The organism is Pseudomonas sp. AM14(2022), assembly GCF_036346455.1.
Classification (GTDB): Bacteria; Pseudomonadota; Gammaproteobacteria; order Pseudomonadales; family Pseudomonadaceae; genus Aquipseudomonas; species Aquipseudomonas putida_A.
Genome location: NZ_JAOTNY010000009.1, coordinates 36,210 through 55,409, shown reverse-complemented (window position 1 = coordinate 55,409; position 19,200 = coordinate 36,210). Strand labels below are relative to the sequence as shown.

Sequence of the window (19,200 nt, the reverse complement as noted above, 5' to 3'; positions counted from 1 at the left end):
TTTGGACGAATATTACACGGCAAACGCCTTTTTCTGACTTGGCGCACAGATTTTTCTGACGAAACCATCGCCCTCAGACCTTTCAGAGCTCTGAAGAATCAGAAAAGTTCGACTCGATCAAAGAGGCTGCCAATGCTGTACCGCGACAGCACCGCGTGACTGTACGGGTCAGCGCGCCCGCCGCCTGTGATAAAAAAGCGTCATCGCTTCTGGAGCCCAAGCCCATGGATCTCGCCACGCTTTCGCTGTTTCTCCCGGCCTGTTTCGCCCTGAACATGGCCCCCGGCCCGAACAACCTGTTGTCGGTGAGTAATGCCACCCGCTATGGTTATCGTCGGGCCTGCGCCGCCGGTATCGGGCGAATCGTTGCATTCGCCGCAATGATTGCCCTCGCCGGCGCGGGGCTGTCGGTGGTGCTGCAGACCTCGGAATGGCTGTTCCATGCGATCAAGATCATTGGCGCGGCGTACCTGCTGTACCTGGCCTGGCAACTGTGGCGCGCCAACCCCGAGGCCGAGCAGCAGGTCGCCGGAGCGTCGGTGGGGTTCTGGCGGCTGGCACGTCAGGAGTTTCTGGTGGCGGCGGGCAATCCGAAAGCGATCCTGTTGTTCACCGCGTTTCTGCCGCAATTCGTTGATCCGAGCCGCCCGGTGCCGGCGCAATTCGCCGTGCTCGGCGCGCTGTTTCTGCTGCTGGAATGGATTGCCATCGGCGCCTACGCGTGGATGGGCCTGCACATGCGCCGCTGGTTCGCCGAGCCGCGCGGCAAACGGGTCTTCAACCGTTGCTGTGCAGGGCTGCTGTCGGCGGCCGCTTCAGTGCTGTTGTTCGCCAAACGTGCTTAAGCCTCGGACGGGCCTTTGAGTTCGACCTGATTGCCGTCCGGGTCGAAGCAATACAGCGACAGGCCGTAGCCCTCGGCGCCGAAGCGTCTGGCGGCTTTTTCCACGGTCAGACCGTGCGCCTGCAAGTGCTCGGTCAGCGCCGGTTCATCGAACGGCTCGATGCACAGGCAGAAGTGATCGACGTTGCGCCGCTCGGTATCGGCCGCCCCGCCACCCTTTTTGCCCAGTTCGCCTTGCAAGTCGACGAGGTCGATCATCGAGGTGCCGGCGCGCAGGTGCACCAGACCCAATGGTTCGTTGTGCCTGACCACCTCGGCGCCGAAGACCTGGCGGTAGAAATCGATACTGCGTTGCAGATCGGCGACACGCAGGACGATGTGATCGAGGTGTTGAATGATGAACGGCTGCATGGGTTGGCTCCATTGAGTCGGTGACCCGCTGATTGTGGTGCAGAATCGAAAAAATTCACTGTCGATTTTTCGGTGGAGCCATCGAAAACCTGGATTTAAGCTCAGGCCATGAACATACAAAACGCACTGCTGCCGCCCCACGCCGAGATGGTTCGCGCCATGCTCGAACGCGACACCGCCTACGAAGGGGTGTTCTTCACGGCCGTGAAAACCACCGGGATCTTCTGCCGCCCCAGCTGCACGGCGCGCAAGCCGAAACCGGAGAACGTCGAATTCTTCGCCCATGCCGATGAGTGCTTGAGCGCCGGTTATCGCGCCTGCCTGCGCTGCAAGCCGCTGGACGCCGCAGCCATCGCCCCCGACTGGGTGCAGCGCCTGCTCACCGCCGTCGATGCCGACCCGGAAATGCGCTGGAGCGATGCGCAACTGCTGGCCGAAGGCATCGAACCGCTGAAGCTGCGGCGCTGGTTCAAGCAGCATTTCGGCATGACCTTTCATGCGTGGCTGCGCACGCGCCGGCTCGGTATGGCGCTGGGCGGGATCAAACAAGGCACCTCGATTGACCATGCGGCGTTCGACTCCGGCTACGAATCGCTCAGCGGTTTTCGCGATGCATTCCAGAAGTCGTTCCACATCACCCCGGGCCGCGCGGCCAACAGTGAACCGCTGCTGTTCACCCGCCTGACCACGCCGCTGGGGCCGATGATCGCCATGGCCGAACGTCGCGGACTGGTGTTGCTGGAGTTTCTCGATCGCCCGGCGCTGACCCGCGAAGTCGAAGAGCTGCAAATCCGTCATGGCTACGTGGTCGCCCCGGGACACAACGCGCCTTTGCGGCAGATCGAAGAGCAACTCAACGAATATTTTGCCGGGACGCGCAGTGCATTCAGCGTCCCGCTGCATCTGCCCGGCAGCGCGTTCGACCGGCAAGTCTGGGAGCAACTGCTGCAAATTCCTTACGGCCAGACCAGCACCTACGGCGCCATCGCCTCACGCCTGGGCAAACCCGGCGCCAGTCGCGCGGTAGGTTTGGCCAATGGGCACAATCGGCTGTCGATCGTGGTTCCGTGCCATCGGGTGATCGGTGCGGACGGTTCGCTGACCGGCTATGGTGGTGGACAGCCGCGCAAGGCGTTTTTGCTGAGGCTGGAAAACGCTGCGGTGCAGCTCACGCAACCACTGGCTTTCTGACACTTCGCTCCACTCACAAGAAGGGATTTCGATGAACGCGCTCGAAACTCGGTTCCACCAGTTACACCAGGAAGGTCTGCTGATCCTGACTAACGTCGCCGACGCCACTGGCGCGCGACTGGTCGAGCATGCAGGCGGTAAAGCGGTCGCCACCAGCAGCGCGGCAGTCGCTTGGGCGCATGGCTATCCAGACGGCAACACCCTGCCCCTTGAACGGCTGATCTCAACCGTGGAATCCATCGCGCGGGTGATCCAGGTGCCGCTGAGCGTGGACATCGAGGCGGGTTATTCCGATGACCTTGGCCGTGTGGCCGAAGTGGTCGACGCGGTGCTCGCCGCCGGTGCGGTCGGGATCAATATCGAGGACGGCAGCGGCGCCCCGGAACTGTTGGCGCGCAAGATCGAAGTAGCACGGCAGATCGCTCAGAAGCGTGGTGTTAAGCTGTTCATCAACGCACGCACTGACGTCTACCTCAAGGGCCTGGTACCGGCCGAGGATCGCGTCGCCGAAACCCTGCACCGTTCAGCGTTGTACCAGGCCGCCGGGGCCGATGGCTTGTTTGCCGCTGGCGTGACCGCCGCTTATGAAATCGAGGCAATCTGCAAGGGCACATCACTGCCGGTGAACGTGCTCGGCTTCGCCTGCCTGCCGTCGCCGACCGAGCTGCAAGCTCTGGGCGTGCGGCGCTTGAGCGCCGGGTCCGGGATCGCCGAGTTCCTCTACGGCGCGATGGGTTCGCTGGTGAAAAGCTTCCTCGCCAGCGGCAAGCTCGACACCCACGACCTGAAGGCGCTGACCTACGGCGAAGTCAACGGACTGCTGAAATAGCATGCCGGATCGTTATCAGGCGGCCAGCGAATTTCTGGCCGCGCTCGACGAGGACTGGCAGCGCCACGTTGCAGCCGTCGGCCCGTGCCTGCATCAACCGCACCCGACGCGTGATCCTTACGAATCGCTGGTGCGGGCGATTGCTTATCAGCAACTGCACGCCAAGGCTGGGGACGCAATTGTCGGTCGTCTGGTGGCGTTGTTTCCGGGGCAGACGTTTCCCCGGCCGGAACAGATTCTCGCGACCGACTTCGATCAGCTGCGCGGCTGCGGTTTTTCGGCGGGCAAGATTGCGACCATTCAGGGCATCGCCCGGGCAACGCTGGACGGTGTGGTGCCGGATTATCCCACCGCGCTGGCGATGGACGATGAAGCGCTGATCGAACGCCTTGTCAGCCTGCGCGGGGTTGGCCGCTGGACCGTGGAGATGCTGCTGATTTACAGCCTGGAGCGCATGGATATTCTGCCGGCGGATGATTTTGGCGTGCGCGAGGGCTATCGGCGCTTGAAGGCGCTGGAGGTACAGCCGACGCGCAGGCAGATGATCGAGATCGGCTTGGCGTGGAGTCCGTATCGGACGGTGGCAGCTTGGTATTTGTGGCGCGTTGCCAAGGTCTAGACCGCGTTATCGTTCTTCGCGAGCAAGCCCGCTCCCACAGAGGAACGCATTTCAAAATGTGGGAGCGGGCTTGCTCGCGAAGGCGCCCGTCGACTCAACCTCAAATCAAAGACCTGACTTCAACTTGCTGAACGCCCGAATCAAAGCCCGGTTGAACGCCTTGCCATTGTCATTCTTGCTGTACAGCGAAGCCCGCACCGCCTCCGACGGATACGTCCCCGGATCATTACGGATCGATGCATCCACCAGACCATCCGCCGCCGTGATCGCATTGGCGTAGTGGATGGTGTCGGTGATCGGCGCGATCACCTCAGGCGTCATCAGATAATCCATCAATGCCAGCCCCGCCTGCGGATGCGGCGCATCCTTGGGAATGACCATGGCGTCAAACCAGATCAACGTGCCTTCTTTGGGGATGCGGTAACTGAGCTGGAACGGCTTGTTCGCCGCTTGTGCCTGCCCCGCCGCAATCGCCACGTTGCCATTCCACGACATCGCCACGCAGGTGTTGCCGTTGGCCAGGTCGCTAATGTTCAGATCGTTGTCGAAGTAGCGAATGTACGGGCGGATCTTCGCCAGTTGCTGCTCGGCGAGTTTCAAGTCATCAAGGTTCTGCCGGTTGATGTCCAGGCCCAGGTACTTCATGACTGCCGCGAACACTTCGTTCGGATCGTTGAGCAGACTGACCCCGCAATCGGCAAATTTCGCCACCACGGCCGGGTCAAACAGCATCGCCCAACTGTCGGTCGGCGCCTGCGGCAGACGCTGCTTGATCGCCTGTTCCTGATAGCCCACCCCCGTGGTGCCCCAGGCGTAAATCCCGGCGTAGCGGTTACCCGGATCGAACACCGCCATGTGCTGGCGGAACTCCTCGCCAACCCCGGCAAAGTGCGGCACCCGCGCCTTGTCCAGCGGCTGGATCGCACCGCTTTCAATGGCCCGCGACAGGTGCTGGCCGGCGGTCAGTACCAGGTCATAACCGCTGCGCCCGGTGAGCAGTTTGGTCTCCACGGTTTCCAGCGAATCGAAGTGATCGGCGACCACCTGAATCCCGGTTTTCGCCTCGAAGTTCTTCAGCGTATCCGGGGCCAGGTACTCGCCCCAGATGTACAGATTGACCACCGGTCTGGCGGTGTCGGCGGCCTGCACACACAGGGGTGCGAGCACCAGCAATAACGCTTGAGTCAGTTTGTGCAGGCCCATCATCACACCCCCTTGATGTTTGGCGTGCCGGCGTATTGCGGCATGGTGATGCACGCGACGTTGCCGCCGCCGAGAAGGATTTCCCGGGAGTTTTCGATGCCGACGATCTTGTGCTGCGGGAACAGCTCGGCGAGAGTCGCCAGCGCTACCTGATCGTTGCGATCACCGAACAGCGGCACCACGATCGAGCTGTTGCCGGCGTAGTAGTTGATATACGACGCACAGATTCTGGTGCCGGCCTGACGGATGTGGGTACTGTCCTGCTGATCGAGGCCTTCGGCTTCTTCGGCGGTCCACTCCAGCACGTCCGGTTGCGGCAGCTTGTGCACGATCAACTCGCGGCCACGGCTGTCGCGGGTGCTGCGCAGGATGTCGTAGGCCTCTTGATAGATTTCCCACTGCGGATCGTCGCGGTTGTCGGTCCATTGCAGCACCACTTCGCCGGGGCGGACGAAGCAGGCGAGGTCATCGACATGGCCATCGGTTTCGTCGAACTTGCAGCCGCGTGGCAGCCAGATCACTTGTTCGGCGCCGAGGTAATCGGTCAGGCGCCGGGTTACTTCGTCCTTGCCCAGATGCTGGTTGCGATTGCGGTTGAGCAGGCACTGTTCGGTGGTGAGGATGCTGCCCTGACCATCGCTCTGGATGCCGCCGAGTTCGGCAATCAGCGGTGCGCGGTAACGGTCGAAGCGTTCGATTTCGAGGATCTTGCTGGCGATCTGGTCGTCCTTGTCCCACGGGTAATACAGCCCGCCGTCGAGGCCGCCATAGGCGTTGAATTCGAAGTCGACGCCACGCACTTCGCCGCTCTGGTCGTTGACCACAAAGCACGGGCCGCTGTCGCGGAACCAGGTGTCGTTGCAGGTCATCTCGACCACACGCACTTGCGGCGGCAACTGCCGGCGTGCGATGGCGAATTGTGCGGCGGAGGCACACACGGTAACCGGTTCGCTCTGCGCGATGGCGGTGACGATCTGCACCCAGACTTTCTGCGCCGGTTTCGCGCCGTTGCGCCACACGTCGGTGCGCTCCGGCCAGCCGAGCCAGCAGCCGGACTTGGCTTCGAATTCGCCGGGCAGACGGAAGCCGTCGCGCTTGGGGGTGGAGTCGAGCAAACGTGCCATGGTCAAACCTCGTCTTGGGGTTGGGAATGACCACAGGCTACGGTCGCGGACGGCTGGCCCGCCAACGATGAATATTGCGGAACAGTTGAATTCAACTCATCAATCGGCCAGTTGATCGTTGAACCATTCAAGCATCTGCGCCACCGCCGGCCGCTCCAGGCGCAGCCGTTCGCAGACCAGCGCGTACTGGCCGAGCGCGGTCATGCTCGATGCGAACGGCCGCACCAGCCGCCCGCTGAGCAAGTCCTCCTGCGCGGTGAGGTTGTCGCCCATCGCCACACCCTGCCCCTGTGCCGCCGCTTCCAGCGCCAGACCGGCGTGAGCGAAATACAACTGGCGCTGCGGGCGCAGATCGCCGGCGTGACTGGTCAGCCAGGCGGTCCAGGTCTTGCCGTCCTGATCGTCGTGCAGCAGGCAGTGGCGCGCCAGGTCTTTCGGGGTTTTCAGAGTGCCTTGGTTGAACAGTCCGGGGCTGCATACTGGGAAGAACTGCAGCGCCGGCAACGGCCGCACGAAATAGGCGCTGCTGTCCACCGGGCCGGTGCCGTAGGTGATCGCCAGGTCGATGTCTTCGCCCGGCGCGCTGGCGTCGATCGGCTGTTCGTAGAGATGCAGGGTGATGTGCGGATAGCGCACGTAGAAATCGGTGAGGCGGTTCATCAGCCACTTTTGCGCCAGCTCGGCGGTGACCGCCAGGCGCAACACCGCCAGCGAGGAAGGATCGCGCAGTTCATCGCAGGCCTCGCCGATCAGTTCGAAAGCCTGCTGCAGGCTCTGCATCAGGCGTCCGGCGGCGATGGTCGGGCGAATCTGCCGGCCTTCGCGGATGAACAGCGAGACGCCGAGCTGCTCTTCGAGTTGACGGATCTGGTGGCTGACCGCGCTGTCGGTGACGCACAACTCGGCGGCAGCCCGGCCGAAATGCGCGTGGCGGGCGGCGCATTCGAAGGTTCGCAGGGCCGCCAGTGAGGGGAGTCTTCGCATGGGTTGGGGTGCCTTTTTTGGGGACATGCTGACCGGGCCTTGAGCAGGCGTCCAGTGGCACCGCGTTATCGTTCTTCGCGAGCAAGCCCGCTCCCACATTTTGAAATGCGTTCCCCTGTGGGAGCGGGCTTGCTCGCGAAGGCGTCAACATGATCACCACAAATCTTCTAGGCTCAACCGCACCCACTTCAGCCAACCGGAGGCCCCACATGCACCTCGAAGGCTCCTGCCATTGCGGCGCCGTCACTTTCAGCCTGACCAGCGCCCATCCCTACCCCTATCAACGCTGCTACTGCTCGATCTGCCGCAAGACTCAGGGCGGTGGCGGCTATGCGATCAACCTCGGTGGCGATGCGGCCAGCCTCAAGGCTCAGGGGCGCAAGCACATCAGCATCTACCACGCGAAGATGAAGGAAGCAGGTGAAAAACGTGCCCATCGCAGCACCGCCGAGCGGCATTTCTGCTCACAGTGCGGCAGCGGCTTGTGGCTGTTCAGCCCGGAATGGCCGGAGTTGATTCATCCATTCGCCTCGGCCATCGATACGCCACTGCCGGTGCCGCCGCAGCACACACATTTGATGCTGGGGTCGAAGGCGCCCTGGGTCGAGGTGGATGCGAAACCCAAGGACAAGCAGTTTGCGGTGTATCCCGAGGAGTCGATTGCGCAGTGGCATGAGCGGTTGGGGTTGGTCAAATAAGCAGGGGGTTGTGTTGTGATTGATGGCTCTATCGCGAGCAGGCTCACTCCTACAAGGGAATGCATTCCAAATGCAGGAGTGAGCCTACTCGCGATAGGGCCCAACCTGTCTACACAAATCAGTCCAGATGCGCCCAGGTCATCCGGAACGACGCCCCACCCCACACTGATTCCCCGACCTCGACCTGCCCGCCATGGGACTGCGACACCCGCCGCACCAGTGCCAGACCCAGGCCGAAACCGCCGGTACGCCGATCGCGACTGGCATCCAGCCGCGAGAACGGCTCGAAGATTTTCTCCCGACCTTCCACCGGCACCCCCGGACCGTCGTCGTTGACCCGCACTTCGTAGTAATCGCCGCTGCGCACCAGCGTCACTTCGACACGGCGCTCGGCATAACGAATGGCGTTGCGCAGCAGATTGATCACTGCGCGCGCCATAAAGCGCGGCTCGATGCGTACGGTGTCGAGCAGGCAGTCACCAATCAGCAACTGCACCCCCGCCGCTTCCGCCTCCAGCGCCACGCTGCCGACCACGCTGTCGAGCCAGTTGGCCGCTTGAATGTTTTCGCACTTGATCACCGTCGCGCCACGTTCGAGGCTGGCGTAGGTCAGCAGCTCGGAGACCATTTCTTCCAGCTCGCCAAGGTCGGCGTACATGTCGGCGATCAGTTCGCGGTTCTGGCTGGCGTCCGGTTGCTGCTTGAGCTGGTCGAGTTCGAACGACAATCGCGCAATCGGCGTGCGCAGTTCGTGGGAAACCGCGTTGGTCAGCTCACGCTGATTGGCGATCAAACTCTCGATGCGCGCCGCCATCAGGTTGAAGTGTTCAGCCAGATCGCGAATGTTCGAGCGCTTGGACAGTTGAATGCGCACCGACAGGTCGTTGTCGCCAAAGCGCTCGGCGGCCAGACGCAGTTTTTCCAGATCGCGCCAGTGCGGACGCACCCAGAAAAACAACACACAGCCGATCAGCACGGCGATCATCAAGTAGGCACCGGCAATGTAGAACGGCATCAGGCTGGGTTCGGCGGGCAAGCGAATGCTGAGCAGTTGCGAGCCGCCGTCGATGGCTGAAATGTATTGGGTGTATTTGTCGCGGATCACCAGCAAGCCTTGAGCAAGCTCGGCTTTTTCCTCGTCGCTGAGCGCCAGTTGATCGGCGTCGACCAAGGTCAACCCCAGGCCATAGTGCGGGCGCAGGGCCTGCAATTGTTTTTCACGGGCCGGGCCGTCGAGGTTGCGCAGCAACTCCCCCAGCGTCCAGGCCTGACCACGCACCGCCTCGCGGTTGTAGTCCTGCATCTGATAGTCGAGCAAGGCATCGAACGTACGCTCGACAGTTTGCAGGGCCAGGACCAGGCCCACCGTCATCACCAGAAACAGCCCGAGGAATAACCGCAGCATCTACAGCTCCCACGCGAACGGATTGAACAGATACCCCTTGCCCCACACGGTCTTGATGCACACCGGTTCGCGTGGGTTGTCCTTGAGTTTGTTGCGCAACTTGCTGATGTACACGTCGACGCTGCGGTTGAGCCCGTCAAAAGCGATACCGCGCATGCGATTGAGGATGTCATCGCGGGACAGGGTCTTGCCGGCGGCGCTGGCCAGCAACCACAGCAGCTCGAATTCCATGGTGGTCATTTCGATGATCTCGCCGGCCAGACGCACTTCGCGACAGCTGCGATCGATGCTCAAGCGCCCGAACTCCAGCGCACTGACCACGCCAGCTTCCGGCATCTGCCGCCGCTGCAAGGCGCGCAGCCGCGCGAGCAAAACCGGCGGTTTGATCGGTTTGATCACGTAGTCGTCGGCGCCGGATTCCAGGCCGAGAATATGGTCGAGGTCGTCTTCCTTGGCGGTAAGGATGACAATCGGCGTGTCCGACACACTGCGAATCTCCCGGCACACGTGCAGCCCGCTCTGCCCCGGCAGCATCAGGTCGAGCACCACCACTTTGGGCTGGAACTCGAGAAACGCGGCCACCGCCAGATCACCGCGATGCACCGCGCGCACCTCGTAGCCATGCTGTTCGAGAAAGTGCGCAATCAACGTGGCCAGACGCTCATCGTCTTCGACCAGCAGGACTTTGCCAAAACCCAGGTTATCCATAACGACCGTCTGCCAACCCATGTGTGAAGTGGGCGACAGTATGGCGGGATTCGTCGGCGAGGCGTTGTTTCGGGCAGCAAAAACCGGCCGCAGGGGCCGGTTTTCGGTGATATTTCATACTCTTAAGAATTTTTAACAGTTTGTGTTTCAGGCCGCGGCCGGCACACCACTGTGAAAGCGGAATTCTTCATCCGGCGACTCGATCAGCTCCTGCTCGGCCGCACGCACCTTGTCGATCACCTGAGCGATGTCCTTCGCGTCGCCGTACTGGTAAGCCAGTTTCAGATAACCCTGAAAGTGCCGCGCCTCGCTTTTCAGCAGGCCGAAATAGAACTTGCCGAGTTCTTCGTCCAGATGCGGCACCAGCGCTTCGAAACGCTCGCAACTGCGCGCTTCGATAAACGCGCCGACCACCAGCGTATCCACCAGTTTCACCGGTTCGTGGCTGCGCACCACTTTGCGCAGACTCGAGGCGTAACGCCCGGCATGCAGCTGGCGCAGTTCGATCTTGCGGCGCTTCATGATGCGCATGACTTGTTCGTGGTGCACCAGTTCTTCCCGGGCCAGACGCGACATCATGTTGATCAGGTCGACGTGGGAATGGTACTTGGCAATCAGGCTCAGCGCGGTGCTGGCGGCCTTGAACTCGCAGTTCTTGTGGTCGATCAGCAGGGTTTCCTGATCGGCCAGTGCCGCCTGGACCCAGGCGTCGGGCGTGCGGCAGCCAAGGAATTCGTGGATTTCGGGAAGGATCATGGGGCTCACGGTAAAAGGTGTACGAGCAAAGGCCGCCGATTATACCGGCCTGCCCGCAGACCACCAGTCGCAGGCGTTGATATGTATCAAGTCGCAGGCGCATGAGCAGCAACTATAGTTGTGCAACGCCGTGCCTTTTCTTTGCTGGAGACTCCGCTCATGCAAGCCATTCGCAGCATTCTGGTGGTCATCGAACCTGAACATTCGGAAAGCCTGGCGCTCAAGCGCGCCAAGTTGATCGCCGGCGTGACCCAGGCCCATCTGCACCTGCTGGTGTGCGACCGCAAGCACGACCACGCCGGCATGCTCGGCGTGCTCAAAGCCGCGCTGCTGGCGGATGGCTACAGCGCGACCACCGAACAGGCGTGGAACGAGAGCCTGCATGAAACCATCATCGATGTGCAGCAGGCCGAAGGCTGCGGGCTGGTGGTCAAGCAGCACTATCCCGACAGTGCGCTGAAAAAGGCCCTGCTGACGCCGGCGGACTGGAAACTGCTGCGGCACTGCCCGACCCCGGTGCTATTGGTAAAAACATCCACTTCCTGGAAAGACCGGGTGATTCTTGCGGCTGTGGACGTGGGCAATGCCGATGGCGAACACCGGCATTTGCACACCACGATCATTGATCACGGCTACGACATTGCCAGCCTCGCCAAGGCGCATCTGCATGTGATCAGCGCGCATCCATCACCCATGCTCTCGGCGGCCGACCCGGCGTTACAGCTGAGCGAAACCATCGAAGCGCGTTATCGCGAGCAATGCCGGGCGTTTCAGGCGGAGTTCGATGTGGATGATGAACATCTGCATATCGAGGAAGGCCCGGCGGATGTGCTGATTCCGTTCATGGCGCACAAGCTGCAGGCGGCGGTGACCGTGATCGGCACCGTGGCGCGCACCGGGTTGTCGGGCGCGTTGATCGGCAATACCGCCGAAGTGGTGCTGGATGCGCTGGAAAGCGACGTGCTGGTGCTCAAGCCGCAGGAGGTTGAGGATCATCTGGTGGAGTTGGCGGTGAAGCATTAAGGACTGCGGCGTTTGAAAGTCAGTCTTCGCGAGCAAGCCCGCTCCCACATTTGGAATGCAATCTCCTGTGGGAGCGGGCTTGCTCGCGAAGCTTTTGATCTTCAGGCGCCGAAGGCGTCTTTCAGGAAGCCGGGGGCGATGTAGCGCTGATAATGCGCTTCCGACAGCAGGAAGAATTCCCGATCAATGGCATCGCGCAACTCTGGCAGGTTCCAGTCGCGGAACTCCGGCAGCAACACCATCCCGTAGGCTTCCAGATTAATGATCACCCGCGCCCCGCGTGCAATCAGCTGATAGGCCCAGCAATATTCCGACTGATGCGGCACGAAGCGGATCTTGCGCTGCTCCAGCTGTTGGCGCAGGCGCGCCGGATCGAAGATCTCGACCTTGCTCGCCATCACTTGTGACAGCAATTGCTCCAGACGCAACCACACCGCACGCTTTTCCTCCTCGCCGTAACCATTCCAGTGGATCACTTCGTGGTGGAAACGCTTGCAGCCACGGCACACCAGATCTCCGTAAACAGTGGAGCAGAGGCCGACGCAGGGGGTCTTGATGGTCTGATTGGGCATAAATTGGCAAAACACTGAAACGCGGAACAGGCCGGCATGTTAGCCCTTTGTCGGGCATTGATCACCCCTCAAACGTCAGGGGCAAGCGCTGGCTCGCGGTTTGCCTCGCCCGCGCACAACGCCACCAAAGTCCAATAGAGCGCGACTTACCTTTAAATTTTTTTTGCCGTAGAATCAGCCAGCCTTTTAAGGCGCCAATGTCCGTTAGAAGCTGTTTTCAAAGCGTCACGAGCACAGTCGTTCCTTCAGAGCGGTGTTGGCGAAGGGTTTTTCCAGCGGGGAAAAGCCCAACGCCAACCCTCATCAGCTCCCCGTTCTGCAGGCGTAAAACTTTGAAAGCAGCTTCTGTAAGGAATTGCCGGTAATTCTGGCCAAACGACTCACAACGTCGTGCGGTGCATGAGTACGGCAATTTCGGGATGAGCGTCCCGGACACCCATTTGGGACCACTGATGAGGGTAATAACTGTGCTTGAAGCCTACCGCAAACATATCGAAGAGCGTGCAGCCCTGGGTATCGTTCCCCAGCCGCTTAACGCCGAACAAACTGCAGGCCTGGTCGAGCTGCTGAAGAATCCTCCGGCTGGCGAAGAAGCTTTCCTCGTTGACCTGATCACCAATCGCGTACCACCAGGAGTGGACGAAGCCGCTTACGTCAAAGCCGGTTTCCTGTCGGCCCTGGCCAAAGGCGAAGTCACCTCCCCTCTGCTGGACAAGAAGCGCGCTGTAGAACTGCTCGGCACCATGCAGGGCGGCTACAACATCGTGACTCTGGTTGAACTGCTGGACAACGCCGAGCTGGCGCCAGTGGCTGCCGAAGAACTCAAGCACACCCTGCTGATGTTCGATGCCTTCCACGACGTGGCTGAAAAAGCCAAGAACGGCAACGTTCACGCCAAGGCCGTGCTGCAGTCCTGGGCTGACGGCGAGTGGTTCAAGAAGCGTCCTGTCCTGGCCGACAAGATCAGCCTGCGCGTATTCAAGGTCACCGGCGAAACCAACACCGACGACCTGTCCCCTGCGCCAGACGCCTGGTCGCGTCCTGACATCCCGCTGCACGCCCTGGCCATGCTGAAAATGGCCCGTGACGGCATCGTTCCGGACGAGCAAGGCAAGACCGGCCCGATGAAGCAGATCGAAGAAATGCGCGGTCAAGGCTTCCCGATCGCCTACGTCGGTGACGTGGTCGGTACCGGTTCCTCGCGTAAATCGGCGACCAACTCGGTGCTGTGGTTCTTCGGCGACGACATCCCTTACGTGCCGAACAAGCGCGCTGGCGGTTTCTGCTTCGGCAGCAAAATCGCTCCGATCTTCTACAACACCATGGAAGATGCCGGCGCACTGCCAATCGAGTTCGACGTGTCGAACATGAACATGGGCGACGTGATCGACCTGTACCCGCACGCAGGCAAAGTCTGCAAGCACGGTACCGACGAAGTCATCACCACCTTCGAAATGAAGACCCCTGTGCTGCTGGACGAAGTCCGTGCCGGCGGTCGTATTCCGCTGATCATCGGCCGTGGCCTGACCGAGAAGGCGCGCGCCGAACTGGGTCTGCCGGCATTCGATCTGTTCAAGAAGCCGGAAGCACCGGCTGAAAGCACCAAGGGCTTCACCCTGGCGCAGAAAATGGTCGGCAAGGCGTGCGGTCTGGCAGAAGGCAAAGGCGTTCGTCCTGGCACCTACTGCGAACCGAAAATGACCACCGTAGGTTCTCAGGACACCACCGGTCCGATGACCCGTGACGAACTGAAAGACCTGGCGTGCCTGGGCTTCTCCGCTGACCTGGTGATGCAGTCCTTCTGCCACACCGCGGCGTATCCGAAGCCGATCGACGTGACCACCCACCACACCCTGCCTGACTTCATCATGACCCGCGGCGGCGTTTCCCTGCGTCCGGGCGACGGCATCATCCACTCGTGGCTGAACCGCATGCTGCTGCCGGACACCGTGGGTACCGGTGGTGACTCGCACACCCGTTTCCCGATGGGCATCTCGTTCCCGGCCGGTTCCGGTCTGGTCGCGTTCGCCGCTGCCACCGGCGTCATGCCGCTGGACATGCCGGAATCGATCCTGGTGCGCTTCAAAGGCAAAATGAAACCTGGCATCACCCTGCGTGACCTGGTTCATGCCATCCCTTACTTCGCCATCCAGAACGGTCTGCTGACCGTCGAGAAGAAAGGCAAGAAAAACGCCTTCTCCGGCCGCATCCTGGAGATCGAAGGCCTGGAAGGTCTGACCCTGGAACAGGCGTTCGAACTGTCCGACGCCTCGGCCGAACGTTCGGCTGCCGGTTGCACCATCAAGCTGTCGAAAGAGTCGATCACCGAGTACCTGCAGTCCAACATCACCCTGCTGCGCTGGATGATCGGCGAAGGCTACGGCGATGCACGTACCCTGGAACGTCGCGCGCAAGCGATGGAAGCCTGGATCGCCAACCCTGAGCTGATGGAAGCCGATGCCGACGCCGAATACGCCGAAGTCATCGAAATCGATCTGGCCGAGATCAACGAGCCGGTACTGTGCGCGCCGAACGATCCGGACGACGCCCGTCTGCTGTCCAGCGTGGCTGGCGAGAAGATCGACGAAGTGTTCATCGGTTCGTGCATGACCAACATCGGTCACTTCCGCGCTGCCGGTAAACTGCTGGATCAGGTCAAGGGTCAGCTGCCAACCCGTCTGTGGCTGTCGCCGCCGACCAAGATGGACGCTCACCAACTGACCGAAGAAGGCTACTACGGCATCTACGGCAAGGCCGGCGCACGCATGGAAATGCCAGGCTGCTCGCTGTGCATGGGTAACCAGGCACGCGTTGAGCCGAACAGCACCGTGGTCTCGACGTCGACCCGTAACTTCCCGAACCGTCTGGGCGACGGCGCGAACGTCTACCTGGCTTCGGCCGAGCTGGCGTCCGTGGCTTCGATCCTGGGTCGCCTGCCGACCGTCGAGGAGTACATGGAATACGCTGGCAAGATCGACAGCATGGCGGCCGATGTTTACCGCTACCTGTCCTTCGACCAGATCGCCGAGTTCCGTGAAGCCGCTGCGAACGCCAAGATTCCAGTCGTTCAAGCCTAACGTTACAAAGCAATAGAAAACGCCGCCCATCGTGAGATGCGCGGCGTTTTTTTATGTCTGGGGACCTGTGGGAGCGGGCTTGCTGGCCTGCTGCACCGCACCATCGACGCTCAGCCCGCTGAGTATCACCCCGTTGGCCGTCACCTCCGGCAACGCCTCCAACACGGCCAGCGCCTCATGCTTGAGTCGCGCCAGAATCAGGCGCTTGCCCTCCTGATGCACCCGCAGGAAGAACTCCTGGATCGCCTCGATGCTGGTGCCGTCCAGATCCGGGGTTTCCTCCAGACTGAGAATCACCGTGTGCAGCGCCACGTCCGAATGACGAATCAAGTGCAAAGCTGCACCAAGAACTCGCTCGACGTTAGCAAAGAACAACGCTTCACTGGGCCGCACAATCAGCACTCCCGGCTCAGTCACCGCCGTTGGGTGACGCTGCAGATCGACAAAATCATGCCCGCCGTCGATCCGACCGAGCACCTGAATGTCCGCCGCCGACATCTGTTTGAGCATCAGCAACACGCTGATGGCCACCGACACCAGCAAGCCGTCGAGAATGCCCAGTACCAGCACCGCCCCCACCGCGCACAGCACCAGCAGCCGATCCCGGCGCCAGACGAAATAGCGCCCCAGCGGCTGCAGACTCAAGCCCCGCGCCAGCGCATGAACCACGATGGCCGCCAGAATCGGCTCCGGTGTCAGGGCGATCCACGGCAGCACCGTCAGCACGATCACCAGTACCACCAGCGCCGCCACCCCACCGGCCCAGCGAGAAGTCGCGCCAGCGGCCTCGTTCGCCGACGTTGCCGAATACCCGGCCCCCGCCGGCATGCCATGGAACAATCCGGACAACAAGTTCGCTGCGCCGAGCGCCAGCAGATCGCGGTTGGAGGTCACACGATCACCGTGCTTGAGGGCGAACGAACTGATCGAGCCGTACGACTCGGCGTACAGAATCATCACCAGCGCAAACCCCACCTCCCCCAGCCGCAGCCAGTCGGCAAACGGCAGCACCGGCAGGCTCGGCACCTCCAGGCTCAGGTCGATCAAACCGATCATGCTCACGCCATGAGCCGGCAGGTTCAGCCATTGCCCGGCGACGATGCCGATCACCACCACCAGCAAACCGCCAGGCACCCGTGGAAAGCGCGAGAACAGTCCCAACAGCACCAGCGCCACCGCTGCGACGGCCGCCGCCGGCCAGTTCCACTGCGGCAGTTGTTCGAGCAGTTGCGGGGCGAAGCGCACCAGATTGGCATCGGTCAGGTGCACGCCGACCACGCTGGCGACCTGCTTGAGGATGATGGTCAGCGCGAGGCCGAAAGCGAAGCCGCGCAGTACCGGTTTGGCGATAAACGCAGTGACGCTGCCGAAACGAAAGATCCCCGCCAGCAAGAACAGCCCACCGGTGACCAGCACCAACCCGACCGCCAGCGTCGCGCGTAACTGCGGGTCGCCATTGGCCATGGTCGCGGTGGCCGCCGCCAGCACCGCTGCTGACGAAGACGTGGCCGAGACAATGGCAAAGCGGCTGGTGCCAAACAACCCATAGCACAGCAACCCGGCAAACAGCGCAATCACCCCGGCCTGGGGCGCCAGTGCGGCGATGGTCGAATAGGCGACCGCTTCGGGTAATAGCAGACCGGCAATCGACAGACCGGCGAGGATATCCTGCCAGCGATTGGGTGGCTCTACAGATTGGGGCGCGCTCGACAATCCACTGTCTCCAGACGAAAAAAAGCCGCTGTGCGTATCACGCACAGCGGCCACTGTAGCTGAGTCTCTGGCGCTTTGGCTTACGCCGTCAGCGAATAAATCACCGCCGAAATGGCCACCAGACCGACCAGGGTAACGAATACGTTCGACGCCTGACCGCGATAGCGCGCCATCGCCGGTACTTTACGAATCGCGTACATCGGCATCAGGAACAGGATCGCCGCAATCACCGGACCGCCGACGGCCTCGATCATCCCGAGAATGCTCGGGTTCAGGGTTGCAACGATCCAGCACACCACCAGCATGAACGCCGCGACGATGCGATCCAGCGCTTTGGCGCCCGGACGCTTGCCGCTCTTGACGATCAGGCCCTTGAGGCCTTCGCTGGCACCGATGTAGTGGCCGAGGAACGACTTGGAAATCGCCACAAAGGCAATCAACGGCGCCGCAAAGGCGATGGCCGGGTTGCTGAAGTGGTTGGCCAGGTACGACAGGATCGACAGATTCTGCGCCTTGGCTTCGGCCAGTTGTTCCGGCGACAGGGTCAGCACGCAACTGAAGACGAAGAACAGCACCATCACCACCATCAGCAGGTGGGCGCGGCAGAGGATCTGCGAGCTGCGCTGCTCCGCATTGGCACCGTAACGACGCTTCTGGTCCACCGCGAAGGCCGAGATGATCGGCGAGTGGTTGAACGAGAACACCATCACCGGAATCGCCAGCCACAGTGTGTGCAGCAGTGCCGACGGTGCCGGCACTTGCGAAGCGGTGGTGAGAATGCCGCCATTCCAGTGCGGAATCAGGTACACCGCGAGGAACAGCAACGCGACGATGAACGGATACACCATCAGGCTCATCGCCTTGACGATCGCCTGCTCGCCGCAACGCACCACGGCCAGCAGGCCGAGGATCAGCACGAACGACAGCAGCGCGCGCGGTGGCGGCGTGATGTGCAGTTGGTGTTCGAGGAAGCTGGCGACCGTGTTGGTCAGGCCGACGCTGTAGATCAGCAGGATCGGGAAGATGGCGAAGAAGTACAGCAGGGTGATCAGCGCGCCGGCCTTGATGCCGAAATGCTGCTCGACCACCTCGGTGATGTCGGCGCCTTCGCGACCGGAGAGCACGAAGCGGGTCAGGCCGCGGTGAGCGAAGAATGTCATCGGGAAGGCCAGCAGCGCGAGGATCACCAGCGGCCAGAAGCCACCCAGACCCGCGTTGATCGGCAAAAACAGGGTACCGGCGCCAATGGCCGTCCCGAACAGTCCCAACATCCACGTGGTGTCATGGCGATTCCAGCTCGACAGTTCAGCTGGTGCTGCCGCTTCATAGCGTGCGTCGACGCTATTGGCCTGATCATTCATCCGGTCGGATCTCCGCATTCCGGTCACTTGCCACTCGGTCAGGACGCGTCGGAAAAAACCGACAGACATGCTCCGGCCGAAACAGGGGCGCGATTCTCCGCGATAAATGAGCAGAAGCAAAGACTTAGCTGAGGAATGGTTGTACGGAGCAGATCAGCGGGTTGTCGTTTTCGGGAAAATGGCTGTCGGCTCCGGATACGTGAGATGTCGTTTTCCGGCAAGTTTCAATGGAATACGAGCGGGAAGACTTGATCAGATTGATCGAGCCAGCATGAATCCGAGTGACATGCAAAACAGGCCGAACGCCAGCATTCCCCAGATTGGGTACATATCGCCCTTGTTTTTGATGCGCATTCTTTCTTCCCACTCATCGTGCTCACGTTCCAGTTGTTCCATTCTGGCTTTGCGATCATAGGTACTCATGTGGATTTTCCTTTGGATCATGGGTCGGACGGTTGTGAAACGAACAATCAAAACTTGAAGAAAACACCTGCTGCTGCGGTGATTGCTGTCACCACCCCAGCTATAACTGCGAGCGGATATAAATTTGTCTCTCTCTTAAGCTTTTTTTCCTCCGCCAATAGCTTTTTCCTCTCGGCCACAAGCTTTCTTGACTCATTCTCCAGCCTGTCGAGTTCCAGATTTTCAAGATCGTTCTTGAGCATTTGCCTTCCTTGGCTGT

General features: G+C 61.2%; 19 protein-coding genes. 7 read left to right on the top strand and 12 right to left on the bottom strand.

What is annotated here, in order from left to right; all coding sequences use genetic code 11:
- Positions 1–224 precede the first annotated feature (224 nt).
- Complete coding sequence (locus V3W27_RS18480) at positions 225–845, top strand: LysE family translocator (protein ID WP_330207219.1); 621 nt, start codon at positions 225–227, stop codon at positions 843–845.
- Here V3W27_RS18480 and V3W27_RS18475 read toward each other — a convergent pair.
- Positions 842–1,255, bottom strand: coding sequence for a VOC family protein (locus tag V3W27_RS18475; RefSeq protein WP_330207218.1), 414 nt, complete (start codon positions 1,253–1,255; stop codon positions 842–844). The genes V3W27_RS18480 and V3W27_RS18475 overlap by 4 nt on opposite strands.
- 108 nt (positions 1,256–1,363) lie before the next feature.
- On the opposite strand from V3W27_RS18475, the gene V3W27_RS18470 reads away from it, so the two are divergent.
- The 3 genes from V3W27_RS18470 to V3W27_RS18460 are packed head-to-tail and all read left to right on the top strand — an operon-like array spanning position 1,364 to position 3,894.
- A complete protein-coding gene (locus V3W27_RS18470; protein WP_330207217.1) occupies positions 1,364–2,446 on the top strand; it encodes a bifunctional transcriptional activator/DNA repair enzyme AdaA in 1,083 nt (360 codons plus the stop codon).
- Between the two features lie 31 nt (positions 2,447–2,477).
- Complete coding sequence (locus tag V3W27_RS18465; protein WP_330207216.1) at positions 2,478–3,275, top strand: isocitrate lyase/PEP mutase family protein; 798 nt, start codon at positions 2,478–2,480, stop codon at positions 3,273–3,275.
- Between the two features lies 1 nt (position 3,276).
- Positions 3,277–3,894 carry a DNA-3-methyladenine glycosylase family protein gene (locus tag V3W27_RS18460; RefSeq protein ID WP_330207215.1) on the top strand — a complete coding sequence of 206 codons (618 nt, stop codon included), beginning with the start codon at positions 3,277–3,279 and terminating at the stop codon, positions 3,892–3,894.
- Positions 3,895–3,999: 105 nt separating this feature from the next.
- Here V3W27_RS18460 and V3W27_RS18455 read toward each other — a convergent pair whose 3' ends face one another.
- The 3 genes from V3W27_RS18455 to V3W27_RS18445 form a co-directional block, all read right to left on the bottom strand.
- A complete protein-coding gene (locus tag V3W27_RS18455; RefSeq protein ID WP_330207289.1) occupies positions 4,000–5,097 on the bottom strand; it encodes an extracellular solute-binding protein in 1,098 nt (365 codons plus the stop codon).
- A 2-nt stretch (positions 5,098–5,099) separates the two neighbouring features.
- On the bottom strand, positions 5,100–6,221 hold the full coding sequence (gene aguA, locus V3W27_RS18450; RefSeq protein WP_330207214.1) for an agmatine deiminase: 1,122 nt from the start codon (positions 6,219–6,221) through the stop codon (positions 5,100–5,102).
- 99 nt (positions 6,222–6,320) lie between these two features.
- Positions 6,321–7,205 (bottom strand): LysR substrate-binding domain-containing protein, encoded by an 885-nt coding sequence (locus V3W27_RS18445; RefSeq protein WP_103367851.1) that lies wholly within the window; start codon positions 7,203–7,205, stop codon positions 6,321–6,323.
- 209 nt (positions 7,206–7,414) lie between these two features.
- Here V3W27_RS18445 and V3W27_RS18440 point away from each other — a divergent pair, with 209 nt between their 5' ends.
- The gene (locus V3W27_RS18440) at positions 7,415–7,903 is read left to right on the top strand and encodes a GFA family protein (protein ID WP_330207213.1); all 489 of its coding nucleotides are present in this window, start codon (positions 7,415–7,417) and stop codon (positions 7,901–7,903) included.
- Between the two features lie 118 nt (positions 7,904–8,021).
- Here V3W27_RS18440 and V3W27_RS18435 read toward each other — a convergent pair whose 3' ends face one another.
- The 3 genes from V3W27_RS18435 to V3W27_RS18425 form a co-directional block, all read right to left on the bottom strand.
- Entirely contained in the window at positions 8,022–9,308 is a 1,287-nt protein-coding gene (locus V3W27_RS18435; RefSeq protein WP_027613171.1) for an ATP-binding protein, read from the bottom strand.
- Positions 9,309–10,016 (bottom strand): response regulator, encoded by a 708-nt coding sequence (locus V3W27_RS18430; RefSeq protein ID WP_027613172.1) that lies wholly within the window; start codon positions 10,014–10,016, stop codon positions 9,309–9,311.
- Positions 10,017–10,163: 147 nt separating this feature from the next.
- A complete protein-coding gene (locus V3W27_RS18425) occupies positions 10,164–10,772 on the bottom strand; it encodes a tRNA-(ms[2]io[6]A)-hydroxylase (RefSeq protein ID WP_003224098.1) in 609 nt (202 codons plus the stop codon).
- 159 nt (positions 10,773–10,931) lie between these two features.
- On the opposite strand from V3W27_RS18425, the gene V3W27_RS18420 reads away from it, so the two are divergent.
- On the top strand, positions 10,932–11,795 hold the full coding sequence (locus V3W27_RS18420; protein WP_330207212.1) for a universal stress protein: 864 nt from the start codon (positions 10,932–10,934) through the stop codon (positions 11,793–11,795).
- Between the two features lie 101 nt (positions 11,796–11,896).
- Here the strand turns inward: V3W27_RS18420 and V3W27_RS18415 are convergent, their stop codons facing one another.
- Positions 11,897–12,367, bottom strand: coding sequence for a DUF1289 domain-containing protein (locus V3W27_RS18415; RefSeq protein ID WP_007965774.1), 471 nt, complete (start codon positions 12,365–12,367; stop codon positions 11,897–11,899).
- A 467-nt stretch (positions 12,368–12,834) separates the two neighbouring features.
- Here V3W27_RS18415 and acnB point away from each other — a divergent pair, with 467 nt between their 5' ends.
- Complete coding sequence (gene acnB / locus V3W27_RS18410) at positions 12,835–15,444, top strand: bifunctional aconitate hydratase 2/2-methylisocitrate dehydratase (RefSeq protein WP_330207288.1); 2,610 nt, start codon at positions 12,835–12,837, stop codon at positions 15,442–15,444.
- Positions 15,445–15,495: 51 nt separating this feature from the next.
- Here the strand turns inward: acnB and V3W27_RS18405 are convergent, their stop codons facing one another.
- From V3W27_RS18405 to V3W27_RS18390, 4 genes are all read right to left on the bottom strand, one after another.
- Positions 15,496–17,157: a SulP family inorganic anion transporter gene (locus V3W27_RS18405; protein ID WP_330207211.1), complete on the bottom strand. Its 1,662-nt coding sequence runs from the start codon at positions 17,155–17,157 to the stop codon at positions 15,496–15,498.
- Positions 17,158–17,237: 80 nt separating this feature from the next.
- A complete protein-coding gene (locus V3W27_RS18400) occupies positions 17,238–18,518 on the bottom strand; it encodes an HAAAP family serine/threonine permease (protein WP_027613177.1) in 1,281 nt (426 codons plus the stop codon).
- A gap of 252 nt (positions 18,519–18,770) precedes the next feature.
- On the bottom strand, positions 18,771–18,941 hold the full coding sequence (locus tag V3W27_RS18395) for a hypothetical protein (RefSeq protein WP_007965765.1): 171 nt from the start codon (positions 18,939–18,941) through the stop codon (positions 18,771–18,773).
- Positions 18,942–18,988: 47 nt separating this feature from the next.
- Positions 18,989–19,183, bottom strand: a complete 195-nt coding sequence (locus V3W27_RS18390; RefSeq protein ID WP_096795935.1) for a hypothetical protein — start codon at positions 19,181–19,183, stop codon at positions 18,989–18,991.
- Between the last annotated feature and the right edge of the window lie 17 nt (positions 19,184–19,200).